Here is a 17,638-nt window from a genome sequence, read left to right on the forward strand (position 1 = left end):
CATGGAAAAATCATACTCTCTCGGTCGACCAAAGAGATAGGGGTGATGAATTTCTAAGTCTTCAACAAATTCGTGAATGGTCCAGACAATATGATTGGATTCTGGAGAATATTGAGTTGAGAGTTCTAAAGTGAGTTGGTTTATGTTATAATGGTTACACATTGGAGGTAGTCCTTTCTGGATTATCTTTAAACAGAGGGTCCGATCCTCTGTTTTTTAATTTTACTAACTTAATTATACCATAAAGCCCACCAAGAATGTTGATATATCAACACTCTTGGTGGGTTTTAGATTGACTTATCTTACAGCCTCTTGATTATTAATGATAGCGCTTACTGAAAGGGAGTTTTTCTATGAAACATATAATAGCTGTTGATGTAGGTACAATGAGTATGCGAGCAGGTATCTATGATGAAAAAGGCGACAATTTAAGCTCTTCAACATACGAATATAGTTCAATTTATCTACCTGAAGGTCATGTTGAACAAGATCCTAATGATTGGAAAAAAGCACTAGAATTTGTGCTTTCTGAGGTTGGAATTTATGCACATAATAATAATATTGATATTGACGCTATTTCAGTTACATCACAGAGAGCATCAGTTATTCCAATAGATAAGTATGGTAATACTCTTTATAATGCCGTAACCTGGCAGGATAAGAGAAGTATTCCAATTAATGACAGAATACTTTCAGAATATTCATTACAAGATCTCTATCATAAAACTGGTTTAAGATCTAATCCATATTTTTCTATGCCAAAAATGATGTGGTTTAAAGAAGAGGCACCACTAATCTATCAGAAAACATATAAATTAATTGGCGTTCAAGACTATGTTATTTATCTTTTAACAGGAGAATTCAAGACTGATACTTCTCAAGCTGCTCGAACAATGTTAATGAATATTAAAACCTTTGAGTGGGATGAAGAAATGCTTAATATTTCTGGAATTGAAAGAAGACTCCTTCCAGATTTGATGCCGGTAGGCTCTATTGCGGGAGGTCTTCAAGATCATGTATCTGATTACTCGAAACTAGCTGAAGGAATTCCAATTATAATGGCTGGAGGAGACCAACAAAATGCAGCCCTTGCCCTCAACGTTTTATCTGAAGGTAAGGCAGAGGCAAATACGGGTACAGGTTCATTCATTATTGCCCACACTGACAAACCAGTTTTTGATGATGAGGCAAGGGTTCTATGTAGTGCATCGGCGATGCCAGGAAAATGGATAATTGAAGCTAGTATTTTTAACACTGGATCAATTTATAGATGGTTTAGAAACCAGTTTTATGGAGAAGATACTAGTTTTCTAACATTAAATGATGAGGCAGCTAGTTCGCCTGTAGGCTCGAATGGCGTAATGCTTATTCCTCACTTCGAAGGAAGCGCGGCTCCTTTCTGGAATGCTTATGCTAAAGGTTTATTCTTTAATCTTTCATTGGGAACGACAAGAGCTGATATGACAAGAGCTATTCTAGAGGGAATAAGCTTAGAGATCGCAAGTAATATAGCTCTCATTGAAAATATTTCTGGACAAATAAAAGAAATAAGTGTTGCTGGGGGCCTTACTAAATCCGATCTATTCAATCAAATGCAATCTGATATATCATATAAAAATGTTGTTAGATATAAAGATAGTGAAGCCTCATCGCTTGGAGCGACAATGTCAGCCTTTGTGACATTAGGCGTTTATAGTAATTATGAAGAGGCATTTGAGGGAGTCATCGGGCATGGTGATAAGAAGGAGTACTTGCCAAATGCACAAGCCCATTTGACATATAATCACGTACAAGCTAGAAAATTAGAATTATATGATGCTTTAAATGAAAATCAAGTTTACAATAAATTCATGGGTCAATTATAAGAAGGAGGAAAAATATGTCACCACAAATTCAAATGATTTTTGGACTAATTATTGCTATTTTGCTGTTTGTTTGGATGCTTCTAAAATCAAAAGTACACGTATTTTTAGCTTTACTAATTACAGCTGCTGTTGCTGGAGTTATTGGAGGGATGGACCCCATTGCGGTTGTTGGGGCCATGAAAACCGGGTTTGGGAACACTCTAGGTAACCTTGGTATCCTAATTATGTTCGGAGTAATGTTAGGGAAAATTCTAGAGATTTCTGGAGCTACCGAGCAAATTGCTAACTTTTTAATTGATCTCTTTGGCGAGGGGCGGGAACATATTGCTTTAATAGTGACCGGATTTATTACCTCACTAGCGATATTCTGTGTGCCGGCTTTAGTTATGTTATTTCCTATTGCAAAAAATATCGCTGTGAAAAAACAATTGCCACTAAGTAAAATGGTCTTCTCACTTGCAGCTGGACTGTTATTGAGCCATACTTTTGTTCCACCAGCCTCTGGTCCTATCGGAGCGGCTGGAATATTCGGTGCTAATATAGCTAGTGTTATGCTTTGGGGCTCATTGCTAAGTTTAATTTTATTTTTTGTCTTGGTAATGTATGCAAATTATATAGGGAAGAAATTTAATGATATACCAAGTGCAGATGAATTGGATATTGAGGTGGATACAGAACATGATTTACCATCAACCTTCAGTTCTTTTTTCCCGATTATTTTGCCTATCATATTAATTATTGTAGGAAATGTGCTAGACACAAATTCTGGTGGCTTTTTAATGACCACTATTGCCTTTCTCGGTCAGCCAGTAATTGCCCTAGGTGTAAGTGTTTTAGTAGCAGTGCTTCTTCTTACTGCAAGAATGGAAAGAGGACAAGTGTTGTCAGCTTTTGATCATGGATTAGAAGGTGGCGTTAAAATTTTACTAATGGTAGGTGCAGGAGGTGCTTTAGGTAATGTCGTTAATGAGTCTGGGGTAGGAACTTTTATTGCAGAGTCTATTGCAGCAACCAATATTCCTGTAATCTTATTACCATTTATTATTGCAACGATTTTACGTTTGATTCAAGGATCCGGAAGCGTTGCAACCGTTACAGCAGCATCTATTTCAGCTCCAATAATGGCTACATTGGGGGTTGATCCAGTTTTAGGGACTCTAGCTGCTTCAGCAGGATCAGTATTCTTTTCATATTTCAATGATTCCTATTTCTGGACTATCCAGGAATCAATTGGTAATGAGGACGTAAAAGATCAAATCATCACTTGGTCAGTACCTACAACTATAGTTTGGGGTATCGCCTTGATCTATGTTCTGATTTTAGGATCATTTTTATAAGCTTATGAAGATCATATTAGTTTGTAACGCAGGTGTTTCAACAACATTTTTAGCTCAAAAAATGAAGGGGAAAATTGAAAAAGAAAATTTATCTATATCTTTAGAAGTAGTTCCCTATTCGCTAATTGATGATTATTTTAAGACGTGTAATGCTGATTTAATTCTCGTAACACCGCATTTAAAACTTTTTTATAACTCATTATTAAAAAAATATAAAGACTTATCTCGCGTAGAGATGATTGATTATAATGATTTTACGAATTTAGACGGAGATCAAATTTTAAAAAAATCGCTTGATCTACTTCATGGATAACCTTTTAAATTATTTGAGAACAGCCGAGGCTGTTCTTTTTTATGCCTTTCTTTATTTTTCAAGGTATAATTGATATGATTGTTAGTATGTTTAGATCGGAGAGGATGGATTCGTTGACAAAGAAAAAACAAACGCCAATGATGGAACAATATTATGAAATAAAGGCCAAGTCGCCGGGTGCTATCTTGTTCTTTCGACTAGGTGATTTTTATGAGATGTTTGATGAAGATGCTCGTTTAGCAGCTGAGATCTTAGAGATAACCTTAACTACTCGGAATAAAAATGCGGATAACCCCATACCGATGGCCGGGGTTCCCTATCATTCTGCTAGTGATTATATCCGGCGTCTAGTTGAAGCGGGCTATAAGGTGGCCATTTGTGAACAGATGGAAGATCCTAAATTAACTAAAGGAATGGTTCGACGCGATATTGTAAAAATTATTACACCTGGAACAATTATGGAAGCTGATGCGCTTGAAAATAAAAAACATAACTATTTAGCAGCGCTCAGAAAAGGAAGCTCTGGACAGCTTTTTCTAACTTATATTGATGTTTCAACGGGTGATATTTCAATGACGTCCTCCAGTGATGCGCGGCAAATTTATTCAGAGCTTCAAACAATCTCTCCCAGTGAATTATTACTAGATCCAGATAAGATTGACGACTTTGATATTCTGCAATCTATCCTCCCTCAAGTCTATATTAGTAAGCGAGCTGAAGAGAATTTTTCAGGTTCCAAGTCATTTACTTGGCAATTAGCGGCTGCTAGTCGAGACGAAGCAGAGCTATTGAATTATTTGTTTTCATATTTAGAATCGGTTCAAAAACAAGCTATTAACTATGTCAAGCCCGTTATCCGTTATGAATTGGATCAATATTTGCAAATGAACCATTATACGAAGGCCCAACTTGAACTAACTCAATCTTTAAGAACGCAAAGAAAAAAAGGAAGTCTTTTATGGTTTATCGATAAAACTCGAACTGCTATGGGTGGACGGCTTCTAAACCAGTGGTTAGACAAACCCCTACTTTTGGAAGAGCCTCTTAATGACCGCCACCAAAAAGTAGCGGCATTGATGGATTGTTATTTTGAACGCCAAGAACTAGTTGATAATTTGCGTAATATTTATGATTTAGAGCGATTAGTCTCTAAGATTAGTTTAGGCTCAGCTAACGCCAGGGAGCTGGACCAACTTCGCCTATCCTTATCCTATTTACCTCGGATTAATCAAATACTTACCTCTATTAATGAAGCCATAGCAATTGACTATTTTCAAACATTACCTTCCTTCGAGAAATTGTATCATTTGATTGATCAGGCACTTTTGGATGAATTACCAATATCGATCACTGAAGGAGGGCTGATTCGATCGGGATATAATGAAGATTTGGACCGCTATCAAGACGCTTTAAATAATGGAGAGAATTGGTTAGCTGAATTACAAGTCCGGGAAAGAGAGAAGACGGGCTTAAAAAAGTTAAAAATTGGTTTCAACAAAGTCTTCGGCTACTATATTGAGGTTAGTCGATTACAAGCCCAACAGCTAGATGACCAACGATATCAAAGAAAGCAAACTCTAGCTAATAGTGAAAGATTCATAACAGAAGAACTAAAAGAAATGGAAGCCGTCATTCTTGAGGCTTCTGAAAAGTCAGTGGACTTGGAGTATCAGCTATTTGTTGAACTACGCCAAAAAGTTTCTAACTTTAGCTCATCTTTGCAACAATTAGCTGAATCGATAGCAGAGCTAGATGTTTTAGCTAGTTTTGCTAGTCTCAGTGAAGAAGAAAATTATGTTAGAGCAGAAATTAGTCAACATCCGCATGACTTTAGCCTAGAGGCAAGTCGCCATCCAGTGATTGAGTCGTTAATTGGCCAGGCTAATTTTGTAGCTAACGATGTCGACTTTTCAGCTGAACACTATATCCTATTGTTGACCGGACCCAATATGTCGGGTAAAAGTACCTACATGAGACAAGTGGCCTACTGTGTTATTTTAAATCAAATTGGCTGTTTTGTTCCTGCTAAGAAAGCTCGCCTCCCTTTAGTAGATCAAATATTTACTCGTATTGGAAGTTCAGATGATATTTCAAGCGGTCAATCAACCTTTATGGTAGAGATGATGGAGACTAATACCGCCTTAAAACAAGCCACTTCTAGATCTTTGCTCTTGTTTGATGAGATTGGACGAGGAACGGCCACCTTTGACGGAATGGCTTTGGCAGAAGGAATTATTCATTATTTAGCGACTCAAGTGAAAGCAATTACGATTTTTTCCACACATTACCATGAATTAACTGATTTGGAGTCACAAATTCCTAGCTTAAAGAATATTCATGTCGGTGCTGAAGAAGTAGAGGGGCATTTGGTCTTTCTTTATAAAATCATTTCTGGACCAGCCGATAAGTCATATGGCTTACATGTGGCGAAATTAGCTGGCTTACCGGATTCTCTTATTAATTATTCAGCACAAGTATTGGAGGAATTGGAATCAAACGCTACGTATCTCAGACATATACCAGATTTGGAGCAGGATCAGTCAGATAGGGATCAAGAACAACTGAGCCTGTTCACTGTGTCTGAAACGAATTGTTCAGAGGCGGAGTTGCTAGATGAAATTAAAAAGATAAACCTTAATCGGTTAACACCAATAGAAGCCTTGAATTTAATGTATAAATGGCAAGATAAAATACTAGATTAGGAGGGGCGTCGATGGCTAAAATTCAAGTCATGTCAGATCAATTGGCCAACCAAATCGCAGCTGGTGAAGTTGTTGAACGTCCTGCTTCAGTTATCAAAGAATTAGTAGAGAATTCGATTGATGCGGGTGCGAGTCAGATATTGGTTGAGGTTCAAGAAGCAGGTATTCAATCGATCCAAGTAACAGATAATGGGATAGGGATGGAAGTGGATGACTTAGCGGCGGCTTTTTTACCCCACGCCACGAGTAAAATTTTTAACGTTCAGGACCTCTTTAATATTCAATCGCTAGGCTTTAGGGGGGAAGCATTAGCGAGTATTGCTTCTGTTAGTCGAGTCTATCTTCAATCAATGGTTGAGGGGCAGAATAAGGGACATTTCATACAAGTAGCCGGCTCAAAGATTAAAGACCAGGGAGTAGCACAAGCCAAACCTGGTACCTTAATTAGGGTAGAGGACTTGTTTTATAATACACCCGCTCGTCTCAAGCATTTAAAGTCTTTGAGAACTGAAATGCGTCATATCTTAAATTTTATGCAGGATATTGCTTTATCTTACCCCCATATTCGCTTTGTTTTGGAATCTCAAGGGCAAGTCGTGTTTCGAACGGTCGGTAATGGAGATCTCCAGCAAGCGATTGCTAGCGTTTACCAGCCGGCCATTGCTCGAGAGTTACTTCCCATTGAAGCGCAGGATATGGATTTTGAAATAAAGGGTTATTTATCGAAACCCACTTTGACAAGGACCAGTAAGGATTTTATCCATTGGATTATTAATGGTCGCGCGGTTAGAAGTATTAGTTTGGATCGTGTATTAATTCAAGCGTATGGCCGGCAGCTGATGATTGGTCGCTATCCGATAGCTGTGATTCATATCCACTTGGATCCTCAATTGGTGGACGTCAATGTTCACCCTACCAAGCAAACGGTACGCCTGAGCAAGGAAGAGGAACTGGCCCACTTGTTGCAAGCAGCCATCCAAAAATTTTTGAGTGAAATCAACCCAATTCCAGAAGCAGATGTTGAGCTTATTAGTAAGAACTCTAATATGGAGAGTGGTCAGGTAAAGGTTGATCCACTGCCTTTAAATCTACAATCTCAACCGGTCGTTATGGAAACGGAAGCTAGCTATCAGAGCCAAAAACCACTATTTACTGAATCAAGTTTAAATGATGGACCAACGAATGAGTTGAATTCAGGGGATGAAAATTTTAAAAAAAAGCCAACTTCAAACAAGCCTTTAATAGATTTTGCTAATTTACGTTATGTGGGGCAAATTCATGGTACCTACTTGATCGCTGAATCTGAGAATGGCTTTTACTTGATTGATCAACACGCCGCTCAAGAGAAGATCCGCTATGAAGCTTTTATGGCTGACGATCAGACAGAATTCGTGCAGCAGACTTTACTTCTGCCTATTGTTTTTCAAATGTCCGCTAGCGAGTTTCAAGCGGTTCAGGAATCTCGAAAAGATCTTGAACGCTTAGGTATCCACCTTACACCATTCGGACCGCAAAGTTTTCAACTAGAGTCTTATCCTAATTGGATAGAAGAATCAGCGATCGAAAAGACCGTAAGGGATACCCTGCAATTGGTCATTGATCAACCTAACCTAACCATTCCCCAGATCAAGGAAAAGAGTATTATCATGAAGTCTTGTAGGGGAGCTATCAAAGCTAACCATCGATTAAGCCCTGATCAAGCGCAAAGTTTAATTCAAGATATGGCTGAATTAGCAGATCCATATCATTGCCCACATGGAAGACCCGTATTTGTTGAATTTACGACGCAAACATTAGAAAAATTATTCAAACGAATTCAAGATGCCCATCAAGCTGGAGCTCGTGCTTATTAAGAGTCAAATGTTTTCAAGGTTAAGCATATCTGCTATAATAAAAGGCGAACAAATGTACGAAAGGATGGTCTCAATGACTTCAAATAAATACCAACAGGATATTGATCAATTAAATGACCTTCAATATAAAGTAACCCAGGAATCTGCCACTGAAAGACCTTTTACAGGTGAATATGACGACTTTTACCAAAAGGGGATTTATGTTGATATTGTAGGAGGCGAACCTTTATTTTCAAGTGCTAATAAATTTAATGCCGGTTGCGGTTGGCCTTCATTTAGTCAACCGATTCCGAATACTCAGCTAGTAGAATTGGCTGATACCAGTTTAGGTCATGTTCGCACTGAGGTTCGAAGTCAAGATGCAGATTCGCACTTAGGTCACGTCTTCACTGATGGACCCGAGGAATTAGGTGGATTACGATACTGCATTAATTCAGCTTCTCTGAAATTCATTCCCTTGGGAGAGATGGACGAAGCTGGTTATGGCGCTTATAAAAAATATGTGGAGTAATTATCGATGTATGATTATCTTGAAGGAAGCCTAGTAGGCATTCATCCCACCTATGTTGTGATTGATGTAAATGGGATTGGATATCGTATTTACACGGCTAACCCTTACAGCTTTCAAGCTTATTTAGAACAAAAAGTTAGATGTTATATTGAACAAGTGATACGTGATGATGCTCATTTATTGTATGGCTTTCTAACGGAAGATGAAAGACAGCTTTTTCTTATGCTGAATCGTGTGTCAGGTATTGGACCTAAAAGTGCCTTATCTATCTTAGCCGCCAATGATCATCAAGGACTTGTAGATGCAGTTGAATCTGGCGATAGTAAGTATTTAACTAAGTTTCCAGGTGTCGGAAAGAAAACGGCATCACAAATAATATTAGACCTACAAGGAAAATTAGCCCTCATTGAACCAGAAGAACAAGCTGCTAGCAAGTTGGATCATGATAATGACTTGTTTGATACTGTTTATGAGGCTTTGTTAGGATTAGGTTATTCTAAACGTGAAATCAATCGGATCAAAAAACCATTGGAAGCCGAGCAATTTCAAACGACTCAGGAGGCCTTATCTTATGCCTTCAAATTGTTAATTAAATAAATCTGAAAGGAGGGAAGTCGAATGGAAGATCGTCTGATGTCTAATCATGAATTGGCTGGCGAAGAAGCAGATGGTGATTTACTTAGTTTACGTCCCCAATATTTAAGAGAATATATTGGCCAAGAACCTCTCAAAAAGGAGTTAGCGATTTATATTGAAGCCACTAAGTCTAGACAGGAAGCATTGGATCATGTTTTAATATTTGGTCCCCCAGGTTTGGGAAAGACAACATTAGCTATGATTATCGCGAATGAGCTGTCAGTGAATATTCAAACAACCAGTGGCCCTGCCATCGAGAGACCGGGTGATCTTTTGGCTTTATTAAATGAGTTGAAGCCGGGCGATATTTTATTTATTGATGAAATTCATCGTTTACCTCGAGTTGTAGAGGAGGTTCTTTATTCAGCGATGGAAGATTTCTTTGTGGATATAATTATCGGTCAAGGTCCTAGCAGCCAACCCATTCATTTTGAATTACCTCCTTTTACATTAATAGGAGCTACCACTCGAGCAGGGAGCTTAACTCAGCCACTTAGAGATCGCTTTGGTATCGTCTCAAGAATGGAGTATTATACGCCGGAAGAGTTGAAATTAATTGTAGAGCGGAGTGCAGCTATCTTTGACGCGGTGATTGATCCAGCAGCCGCTGGGGAGATTTCTTTGCGTAGCCGGGGGACACCACGGATAGCCAATCGAATCTTGAGGAGAGTTCGTGATTACGCTCAAGTGATCGGTGAGGGAACCATCACACAGAAGCTAGCTCAAGATTCACTCAATTTATTAAAGATCGACCAATACGGCTTAGATCAAACGGATCGGCGTATTTTGGAGAGTTTAATTGAAGACTATCAGGGTGGGCCAGTCGGCTTGAACGCTTTGGCTGTTAATATTAGCGAAGATTTAGAGACTGTTAGCGATATGTATGAGCCCTATTTGATTCAAACAGGCTTTATGAAGCGGACACCAAGAGGACGCATTGCCACCCGGTTAGCTTATGACCACTTACAATACCCTTATGAGATTGGAGACTAGATTAATGACTTTAACTAGTAGTGATTTTGACTTTAATTTACCTGAAGAATTGATTGCCCAAACACCTCTGATTGATCGGAGTGCATCTAAATTGCTGGTTTTAGACCGAGAGATGGGTAGGATGAGGGACACTCATTTTAATCATATTCTTGACTATTTGGAACCAGGAGATGGGCTGGTTGTCAATGAATCTCGCGTGATTCCAGCCCGTATTTTTGGGGTGAAACCTGACACAGGTGGGCATTTAGAGGTCTTACTTCTTCATAATACATCGGGTAACTGTTGGGAGACTTTAGTTAAGCCTGCTAGAAGAGCGCGAGTAGGAACTGAGATCGTTTTTGGCGATGAAGGTCAGTTGAAAGCTCAAGTTGTTGAGGAGTTGGATCATGGTGGACGTATCATTGAATTTCAATATGAAGGTGTTTTCTTGGAGCATTTGGAGCGTCTGGGACAAATGCCTCTTCCACCCTATATCAAAGAAAAACTAGAAGATCCTGAACGATATCAGACTGTCTATGCTAAAGAAAATGGATCAGCTGCGGCTCCCACAGCAGGCTTACATTTTACCAAGGAATTGTTAGCCCAGGCTCAAGAGAAAGGCGTAGAAATAATTCCTTTAACCCTTCATGTTGGATTAGGAACCTTTAGACCTGTGTCTGTTGATCAGATTGAGGATCATCAAATGCATGCTGAGTTTTATCATTTGAGTCCAGAAAGTGCGGCTAGCATCAATCGAATCAAACAGTCAGGTGGTAGTATTACAGCTGTTGGGACCACTAGTGTCAGAACGCTGGAAACAATTGCCAGGGACAACAAAGGGCAAATTGTTCCTAGCTCTGGCTGGACGGATATTTTTATTACGCCGGGATTTGAGTTTAAGGCAGTGGATCATTTAATTACTAATTTTCATCTACCTCAATCAACCCTGGTGATGCTAGTGAGTGCTTTTTATGAACGAAGTAAAATATTACAAGCCTATGAACATGCTGTAGAAGCTCGCTATCGCTTTTTTAGTTTTGGCGATGCCATGCTAATTATTTAATTTTTATTAGCCGTAGAATTTCCAGTAAATTTTACGGTTTTTTTGGAGGGAGTTTATGTTACTTAATACCCAAACTGTTTACTCCTTATTAGCAAGCACCGTAACCCTTGAAGAATATATCAAAAAAGCCAAGGAATTGGGTTATTTATCCCTAGGAATTGCTGATAAGGAAGTCTTGCATGGAGCCTTGGAATTTTACCGACTCTGTCAAAAATACGGTATGCATGCTTTGATTGGTATGCGCTTGGAACTTGCGGGTCTTGTTAAACAAGACCAGTCTTATTCTTTCCTTCTTTATGCTCGGTCTTATTCTGGTTACCAGGCCTTGATGCAAATTTCATATTTGCTGAATAGTAGTAATAGAAGCAGTCATCAAATATGGCAACTTATTCAGCGATCTCATGGAGATTTGGTATATGTTTCTCTGGGTAAAGAAAGTGAATTGGAGCAAGCCTTGATTAGACAAGATATCCAGCTGGCTCATCAAATTGAAGAAGCATTAGTGAATCTTTTTGGCCAGGATGAAACTTACCTTGGTATTACTGCTTATCCTGCAAATAACTTAGAATTAAGTCATATCAGTGACTATTTAAAGCAATCTGACTTAACACCGGTGATGGCCCAACCTTTAAATACTTTGTCTAGCGACCAGCAAACCAGCCTGAATGTTTTACAAGCAATACGGGATAATCGAACGCTTGATTGGTCGGCTATGGCTATGAGAGGTCCTTACACACTCTATTCACCCGATGAATTAAGAGCACTTTATGGTCAAATTAACTTCTCACAAGCTTGGGATAATACCCTTAAATTGTCTAAATCATTGGTGATTGACTTACCACTTGATAGGGAGCTGTTGCCTAAATTTCCAGTTCCAAGTGGCTATGATTCTAAGACTTATTTAGCTCATTTAACTTACCAAACCATGGAAGATCTGGGGCTAGATTCTCAAGATAAGTATGTCCAGCAACTGGAACATGAATTAGCTGTTATTGATCAGATGGGTTTTAATGATTATTTTTTAATTGTTTGGGAAATTATTGATTATTGCCATCAAAATAATATCCGGATTGGACCAGGAAGAGGATCAGCCGCTGGTTCATTGGTGAGTTATCTGCTAAAAATTACTGGCGTTGATCCTATTCAATATGACCTCTTATTTGAACGCTTCTTGAATCCTGAGCGTTACTCCATGCCGGATATTGATATCGATATTCCTGATAACCGTAGAGATCAGGTCATTAATTATGTGGTTAGGCGGTACGGCTATCAACAAGTTGCCCAGATTGCAACATTCGGTACATTCGGAGCCAAGCAGGCTGTAAGAGATAGTTTACGAGTTTTAGGTGCTGATAATCAAACCCTCAAAGCATGGTCTTCAAGCATACCATCTGATGCCAACCAAGTAATGACTTTGGATCGAGCTTACCGTGAATCCACTGCTTTAAGGCAAATTGTAACAGCTAATTCTGAAAATCAAGAAATATTTAAAATTGCGCAAACCATTGAAGGACTGCCCAGACATATTTCCACCCATGCGGCTGCTGTTGTGATTTATGACCAACCCTTGGTTGAGACCATTCCTGTCATGGAACGTAAAGATGGTGGAGACCAAGCCTTGATGACTCAATTTTCAATGTATGATGTCGAGGCAGTAGGTCTTTTAAAAATGGACTTTTTAGGTCTGCGTAATTTAACCATTTTGGATGAGACCTTGACCACAATAAAAAAGCAAACAGGTCAAGAAATAGCGATTGAATCAATTAACAAAAATGATTCATCTGTTCTTGAATTATTCCAAAAAGGGGACACAATTGGTGTCTTTCAATTCGAATCAGATGGGATCCGTCGAGTGCTAAGAAAGTTAAAACCAGAAAGTTTTGAGGACATTGTAGCAGTCAACGCTCTTTATCGTCCAGGCCCTATGCAACAAATTGATCATTTTATTGATAGAAAACATGGGCGAGAAAAAATAACTTATGTTCATTCAAGTTTAGAGCCTATCTTAAAGAACACCTATGGTATCATTGTTTATCAAGAACAAGTCATGCAGATTCTTGTAAGAATGGGAGGCTTCAGCTTGGGTGAAGCAGATTTGGTTAGGCGAGCCATGTCTAAGAAGCAAGCCGACGTTATGGAAGCCCAGCGCGATCATTTTATTCAAGGCGCATTAGCAAGGGGCTATAGTCAGTCAGAAGCGGAAGAAGTTTTTGACTACATTTATGCCTTTAGTAATTATGGCTTTAACCGAGCTCATGCTGTCGTTTATTCTACCTTAGCTTACCAACTTGCACACTTGAAGGTATACTATCCAGCTTTTTTCTTTAAAAGTTTATTGAACAATACAGACGGTCGATCCAGTAAATTTCAAGCGAATGTCCAACAAGCCAAACGTTGGGTCAAGCAATTATTGCCAGTTGATATTAATCGAAGTTTGATGACTTTTAGTATTGATGGTCAGGGACTGAGAATTGGTTTAGAATCTGTCAGAGGATTGAGACGAGAATTGATCGGTCATATTGTTGATGACCGTCATCTCATTGGACCCTATAAAGATTTTATAGAGTTTTTGCGACGATTACCCGATAAATTTCAAAAAACAGAAATGATCCAACCTCTGATTCATGCGGGAGCCTTTGACAGCTTTGGTTATAATCGACGGACACTTGATTTTAACCTAGATACACTCGTTCAAAGTATTCAATTTGCTGGTAATAGTATGAGTCTCTTTGAAGAGATGGAACCGAAAATTGAGCTTGTCGCTGAATACTCCAATGACGAATTATTGCAACTTGAAGAAGAGGCCTTAGGTTTTTCCTTGGCTCCAGATGTGATGGAGGCATTTGAGCCTATCTTTGATCAAGATCACTCAATTCTAAGGTTGAATGATGTCTTAGAGCAAAGGGTGGGAGCTCGCATTAAAACTATCGCCAAAATAAAAGATGTTCGTGTGATTCAAACTAAAAAAGAGGAGTTAATGGCCTTTTTGACCTTGGCTTATCAAGGTCAAGAAGTCTCCATTGTTGTCTTTCCTAAAATCTATAGACAGGTCCAACAGCTACTATCACTGGGAGAAGTTATAGGCCTTGAAGGAAAAATTGACCTCGATCGACGTCAGCAAAAACAAGTCATTGCTTTAAAAATCCAAGAAGCTGAGACAGTCATAAAAGCCAAGTCCTCTTCAACAGAATTAGTTCCTAACTGCTTTATACGAATTCAGGACTTTACTCAGGATCAGCTTTTGATTGAAAAAGTAAAAAGAATAATTTTAGCTCATCCTGGCCCAAGTCCGGTAATTATTGTCGATCAAGCCAAAAATACAATTCAACTGGATCATCCTTACAAGGTAAGCTATAGTGACCGCACCAAGTCTGAATTGTATGATTTGCTTGGGCGTTCTAATGTCATTTACCACTGATAATTTGTAAAAAGCGAATAGAACGTTTTCATTTAATTTACAGCGAATTTTATATGACTTAGCCTATCTTTAATGCTAGAATAGGGCTACGGGTACAAACTTTTAGTTACTAATAAAATCACCTAAAGAGGGGAGTAATATATGAAACGTATTGCTGTCTTAACTAGTGGTGGAGATGCTCAAGGTATGAACGCAGCCATTCGTGCTGTTGTAGAGCAAGGGCTTCACCATGGGTTAGAAGTTTATGGTGTAAATGACGGTTATCGTGGCCTGGTTGAAGGCGATTTCCGATTACTTACCGTTAGCGACGTACACCATCGAATTAAGACTGGAGGAACACTCCTTCATTCGGCACGTTTTCCTGAATTCAAGGAACGTATCCAGCAAGAAAGAGCAATTGATCAACTAAGTAAACAAAATATTGAAGGATTAGTTGTTATAGGCGGGGACGGTTCATTTGGTGGCGCTTTAGCCTTAACTAAATTAGGTTTTCCTGCCATAGGTATTCCTGGAACCATCGATAATGATATTCCGGGTACGGAATATACGATCGGTTTTGATTCTGCTGTGACGGTAGCCCTAGATGCTATTGATAAGATTTCAGATACGGCTTCCTCCCATGAACGCACATTTGTTGTAGAAGTAATGGGACGACATGCAGGAGATATTGCCATCTGGGCTGGTGTAGCAGCTGGGGCAGATGCAATCATTATTCCAGAAGAGCCTTACGATATGGATGAAGTTGTTCATCGTGTTCGGGTGGGTCGCCGATCAGGTAAGGATTACTCACTGATTATTCTGGCTGAGGGAGTAGACAGTGTAGAAGACTTTGTCGAAAAATATAAAGAAAAAGCCCCAGAGCAAGACGTTAGAGGTGTAGCTCTGTCTCATATTCAACGAGGAGGTAGCCCAACCGCTCGAGATCGTGTGTTTGCAACTTTAATGGGTGCTAAATCCGTCGATTTATTAATGGAAGGCCAGCAGGGAATTTATTTAGGAATTGTTCAAGAACAATTAGCAATCTTTGATATTGTTGAAACGCTCGAGAAGAGAGAGCATCGTGTTCGTGAAGATTTATTTAACTTAAACCAGGCCTTAACTGACAGAGAACTATAAGCCTAAACGTTTTATTGTTCACAAAAGGAGAAATTTTATATTATGAAAAAAACTAAGATTGTATGTACTTTAGGACCAGCAACAGATACTCAAGAAATCATGGAGCAATTGATCAATGCGGGAATGAACGTGGCGCGCTTTAACTTTTCGCACGGTAATCATGAAGAGCAAAAAGCACGCCTTGATAAATTAAAGGCCGCTCGTCAAGCAACCGGTAGAACGGTCGGTGCTCTCCTTGATACTAAAGGACCTGAGATTAGAACGCATAAGATGGCTGAACCTGTCATTCAATTAGAAAAAGGTAATACTGTTCGTATCGCTATGAGCGAAGTGGCTGGAACACCTGAAAAAATCTCAGTCACTTATGACAAATTAATTGAAGATGTAGCTATCGGTGGACACATCTTATTAGATGATGGTTTAATTGATTTATTAATTACTGATATTGACCATGATTTAAATGAAATTGTTACACAAGTTCAAAATACAGGTGTACTGAAATCAAATAAGGGTGTCAACGTTCCAAACGTATCACTTCAACTTCCAGGTATCACAGAAAAAGATGAAGCTGATATCCGCTTTGGTGTACGTGAAGGCATGGACTTTATTGCTGCTTCATTTGTTCGTCGTGCTCAAGATGTCATGGAAATTCGTGAAGTCCTAGAGCAAGAAGGTCGTACGGATGTTCAAATTATTTCTAAGATTGAAAACCAAGAAGGTGTGGACAATCTAGAAGAAATTATTGCGGTTTCAGATGGAATTATGGTTGCTCGGGGTGACTTAGGGGTAGAAATCCCAACCAACGAAGTGCCAATTATCCAAAAAGACCTAATTCGTCGTTGTAATCAAGCGGGCAAACCGGTTATTACGGCTACTCAAATGCTTGATTCTATGCAAGTTAACCCTCGTCCAACTCGTGCAGAAGCTAACGACGTTGCCAATGCTATTTTCGATGGAACAGATGCGGTGATGTTATCGGGTGAGACAGCGTCTGGAGATTATCCGGTTGAAGCTGTACAGACGATGGCAAGTATTTGTCTAAGAACTGAAGAAGCCTTGATCGGTCAAGATGCTATGGCTCTTAAAGCATACGACAAAGGTGATTTAACTGAAGCTGTTGGACAAGCTGTTGGACATACTGCTCGCAACTTAGGAATTGAAACCATTGTTGCAGCTACTTCTTCTGGCCACACAGCTTACATGATCTCTAAGTACCGTCCTAAAGCAAATATTATTGCGGCTACTTTTGATGAAGAAACAAACCGCCGTCTAACTTTAGCATGGGGTGTTCAAGGATTTACCATTGAACGTCCAGCTTCTACCGATGAGATGTTAGATGCAGCAACGGCTCTAGCTCAAGAAAAGGGATTTGCTCACGAAGGTGACCTGATTATAATTACAGCAGGTGTTCCAGTTGGTGAATCAGGAACAACCAATATTATGAAAATTCAACAAATTGGCACCCTGCTCGCTAAAGGTGAAGGTGTTGGTACAGGTACCTTCATTGGTAAAGCAGTTGTGGCTACTTCTTCTCAAGAAGCAATTGACAAAATGCATGACGGTGCAGTGTTAGTAACAATGACTACAGACGCTAGCTACCAGCCAGCTCTTGAAAAAGCCGGAGCATTAGTTGTTGAACAAGGAGGAATGACTTCTCACGCAGCAATTATTGGTCTAGAATTAGGTATTCCAATTATTGTAGCAGCAGACGGGGCTACTCAAGCTATTCAACAAGATGAACTGGTTACAGTAGATGCTAGACGTGGACGCATTTACCGTGGGGCAACTGTTTCAATCTAATAACAAGTGCTTAAGCTCTAAGCTGTGCTTAGAGCTTTTTTGTATTTTTTTG

At 39.2% G+C, this 17,638-nt stretch carries 12 protein-coding genes and 1 pseudogene; 12 read left to right on the forward strand and 1 reads right to left on the reverse strand.

Translation table 11 applies throughout. From position 1 onward, the window contains the following. Positions 1-162: pseudogene (locus tag T408_RS12205) on the reverse strand (transposase); the annotation flags it as partial. 191 nt (positions 163-353) lie between these two features. Between T408_RS12205 and T408_RS0105565 the strand changes: the two are divergent. The 12 genes from T408_RS0105565 to pyk all read left to right on the forward strand — a co-directional run bounded on the left by T408_RS0105565 (position 354) and on the right by pyk (position 17,586). Continuing rightward, a complete protein-coding gene (locus tag T408_RS0105565; RefSeq protein ID WP_028119075.1) occupies positions 354-1,865 on the forward strand; it encodes an FGGY-family carbohydrate kinase in 1,512 nt (503 codons plus the stop codon). A gap of 14 nt (positions 1,866-1,879) precedes the next feature. Next, positions 1,880-3,202, forward strand: coding sequence for a GntP family permease (locus tag T408_RS0105570; RefSeq protein WP_028119076.1), 1,323 nt, complete (start codon positions 1,880-1,882; stop codon positions 3,200-3,202). Positions 3,203-3,206: 4 nt separating this feature from the next. After that, positions 3,207-3,515 (forward strand): PTS sugar transporter subunit IIB, encoded by a 309-nt coding sequence (locus T408_RS0105575; RefSeq protein ID WP_028119077.1) that lies wholly within the window; start codon positions 3,207-3,209, stop codon positions 3,513-3,515. A 104-nt stretch (positions 3,516-3,619) separates the two neighbouring features. Continuing rightward, complete coding sequence (gene mutS, locus T408_RS0105580) at positions 3,620-6,217, forward strand: DNA mismatch repair protein MutS (protein ID WP_035420240.1); 2,598 nt, start codon at positions 3,620-3,622, stop codon at positions 6,215-6,217. Positions 6,218-6,228: 11 nt separating this feature from the next. Further along, on the forward strand, positions 6,229-8,070 hold the full coding sequence (gene mutL / locus T408_RS0105585) for a DNA mismatch repair endonuclease MutL (RefSeq protein WP_028119079.1): 1,842 nt from the start codon (positions 6,229-6,231) through the stop codon (positions 8,068-8,070). A 73-nt stretch (positions 8,071-8,143) separates the two neighbouring features. Further along, a complete protein-coding gene (gene msrB / locus T408_RS0105590; protein ID WP_028119080.1) occupies positions 8,144-8,581 on the forward strand; it encodes a peptide-methionine (R)-S-oxide reductase MsrB in 438 nt (145 codons plus the stop codon). A 6-nt stretch (positions 8,582-8,587) separates the two neighbouring features. Further along, positions 8,588-9,178, forward strand: coding sequence for a Holliday junction branch migration protein RuvA (ruvA, locus tag T408_RS0105595; RefSeq protein ID WP_028119081.1), 591 nt, complete (start codon positions 8,588-8,590; stop codon positions 9,176-9,178). A 21-nt stretch (positions 9,179-9,199) separates the two neighbouring features. Further along, on the forward strand, positions 9,200-10,210 hold the full coding sequence (gene ruvB / locus T408_RS0105600) for a Holliday junction branch migration DNA helicase RuvB (protein ID WP_028119082.1): 1,011 nt from the start codon (positions 9,200-9,202) through the stop codon (positions 10,208-10,210). Positions 10,211-10,214: 4 nt separating this feature from the next. Then, positions 10,215-11,252, forward strand: coding sequence for a tRNA preQ1(34) S-adenosylmethionine ribosyltransferase-isomerase QueA (gene queA / locus T408_RS0105605; RefSeq protein ID WP_028119083.1), 1,038 nt, complete (start codon positions 10,215-10,217; stop codon positions 11,250-11,252). A gap of 55 nt (positions 11,253-11,307) precedes the next feature. Further along, positions 11,308-14,670 (forward strand): DNA polymerase III subunit alpha, encoded by a 3,363-nt coding sequence (locus T408_RS0105610; RefSeq protein ID WP_028119084.1) that lies wholly within the window; start codon positions 11,308-11,310, stop codon positions 14,668-14,670. A 141-nt stretch (positions 14,671-14,811) separates the two neighbouring features. Continuing rightward, a complete protein-coding gene (gene pfkA / locus T408_RS0105615) occupies positions 14,812-15,786 on the forward strand; it encodes a 6-phosphofructokinase (protein ID WP_028119085.1) in 975 nt (324 codons plus the stop codon). A gap of 42 nt (positions 15,787-15,828) precedes the next feature. Beyond that, positions 15,829-17,586 carry a pyruvate kinase gene (pyk, locus tag T408_RS0105620; RefSeq protein WP_028119086.1) on the forward strand — a complete coding sequence of 586 codons (1,758 nt, stop codon included), beginning with the start codon at positions 15,829-15,831 and terminating at the stop codon, positions 17,584-17,586. Positions 17,587-17,638 lie beyond the last annotated feature (52 nt).

This window comes from Hutsoniella sourekii ATCC 700629 (assembly GCF_000518205.1).
GTDB lineage: Bacteria > Bacillota > Bacilli > Lactobacillales > Aerococcaceae > Hutsoniella > Hutsoniella sourekii.

Bases quoted from the DNA above. Each gene is read 5' to 3' on its own strand.
- T408_RS0105565 (WP_028119075.1), top strand. From the start codon at position 354: ATGAAACATATAATAGCTGTTGATGTAGGTACAATGAGTATGCGAGCA.
- T408_RS0105570 (WP_028119076.1), top strand. From the start codon at position 1,880: ATGTCACCACAAATTCAAATGATTTTTGGACTAATTATTGCTATTTTG.
- T408_RS0105575 (WP_028119077.1), top strand. From the start codon at position 3,207: ATGAAGATCATATTAGTTTGTAACGCAGGTGTTTCAACAACATTTTTA.
- mutS (WP_035420240.1), top strand. From the start codon at position 3,620: ATGGATTCGTTGACAAAGAAAAAACAAACGCCAATGATGGAACAATAT.
- mutL (WP_028119079.1), top strand. From the start codon at position 6,229: ATGGCTAAAATTCAAGTCATGTCAGATCAATTGGCCAACCAAATCGCA.
- msrB (WP_028119080.1), top strand. From the start codon at position 8,144: ATGACTTCAAATAAATACCAACAGGATATTGATCAATTAAATGACCTT.
- ruvA (WP_028119081.1), top strand. From the start codon at position 8,588: ATGTATGATTATCTTGAAGGAAGCCTAGTAGGCATTCATCCCACCTAT.
- ruvB (WP_028119082.1), top strand. From the start codon at position 9,200: ATGGAAGATCGTCTGATGTCTAATCATGAATTGGCTGGCGAAGAAGCA.
- queA (WP_028119083.1), top strand. From the start codon at position 10,215: ATGACTTTAACTAGTAGTGATTTTGACTTTAATTTACCTGAAGAATTG.
- T408_RS0105610 (WP_028119084.1), top strand. From the start codon at position 11,308: ATGTTACTTAATACCCAAACTGTTTACTCCTTATTAGCAAGCACCGTA.
- pfkA (WP_028119085.1), top strand. From the start codon at position 14,812: ATGAAACGTATTGCTGTCTTAACTAGTGGTGGAGATGCTCAAGGTATG.
- pyk (WP_028119086.1), top strand. From the start codon at position 15,829: ATGAAAAAAACTAAGATTGTATGTACTTTAGGACCAGCAACAGATACT.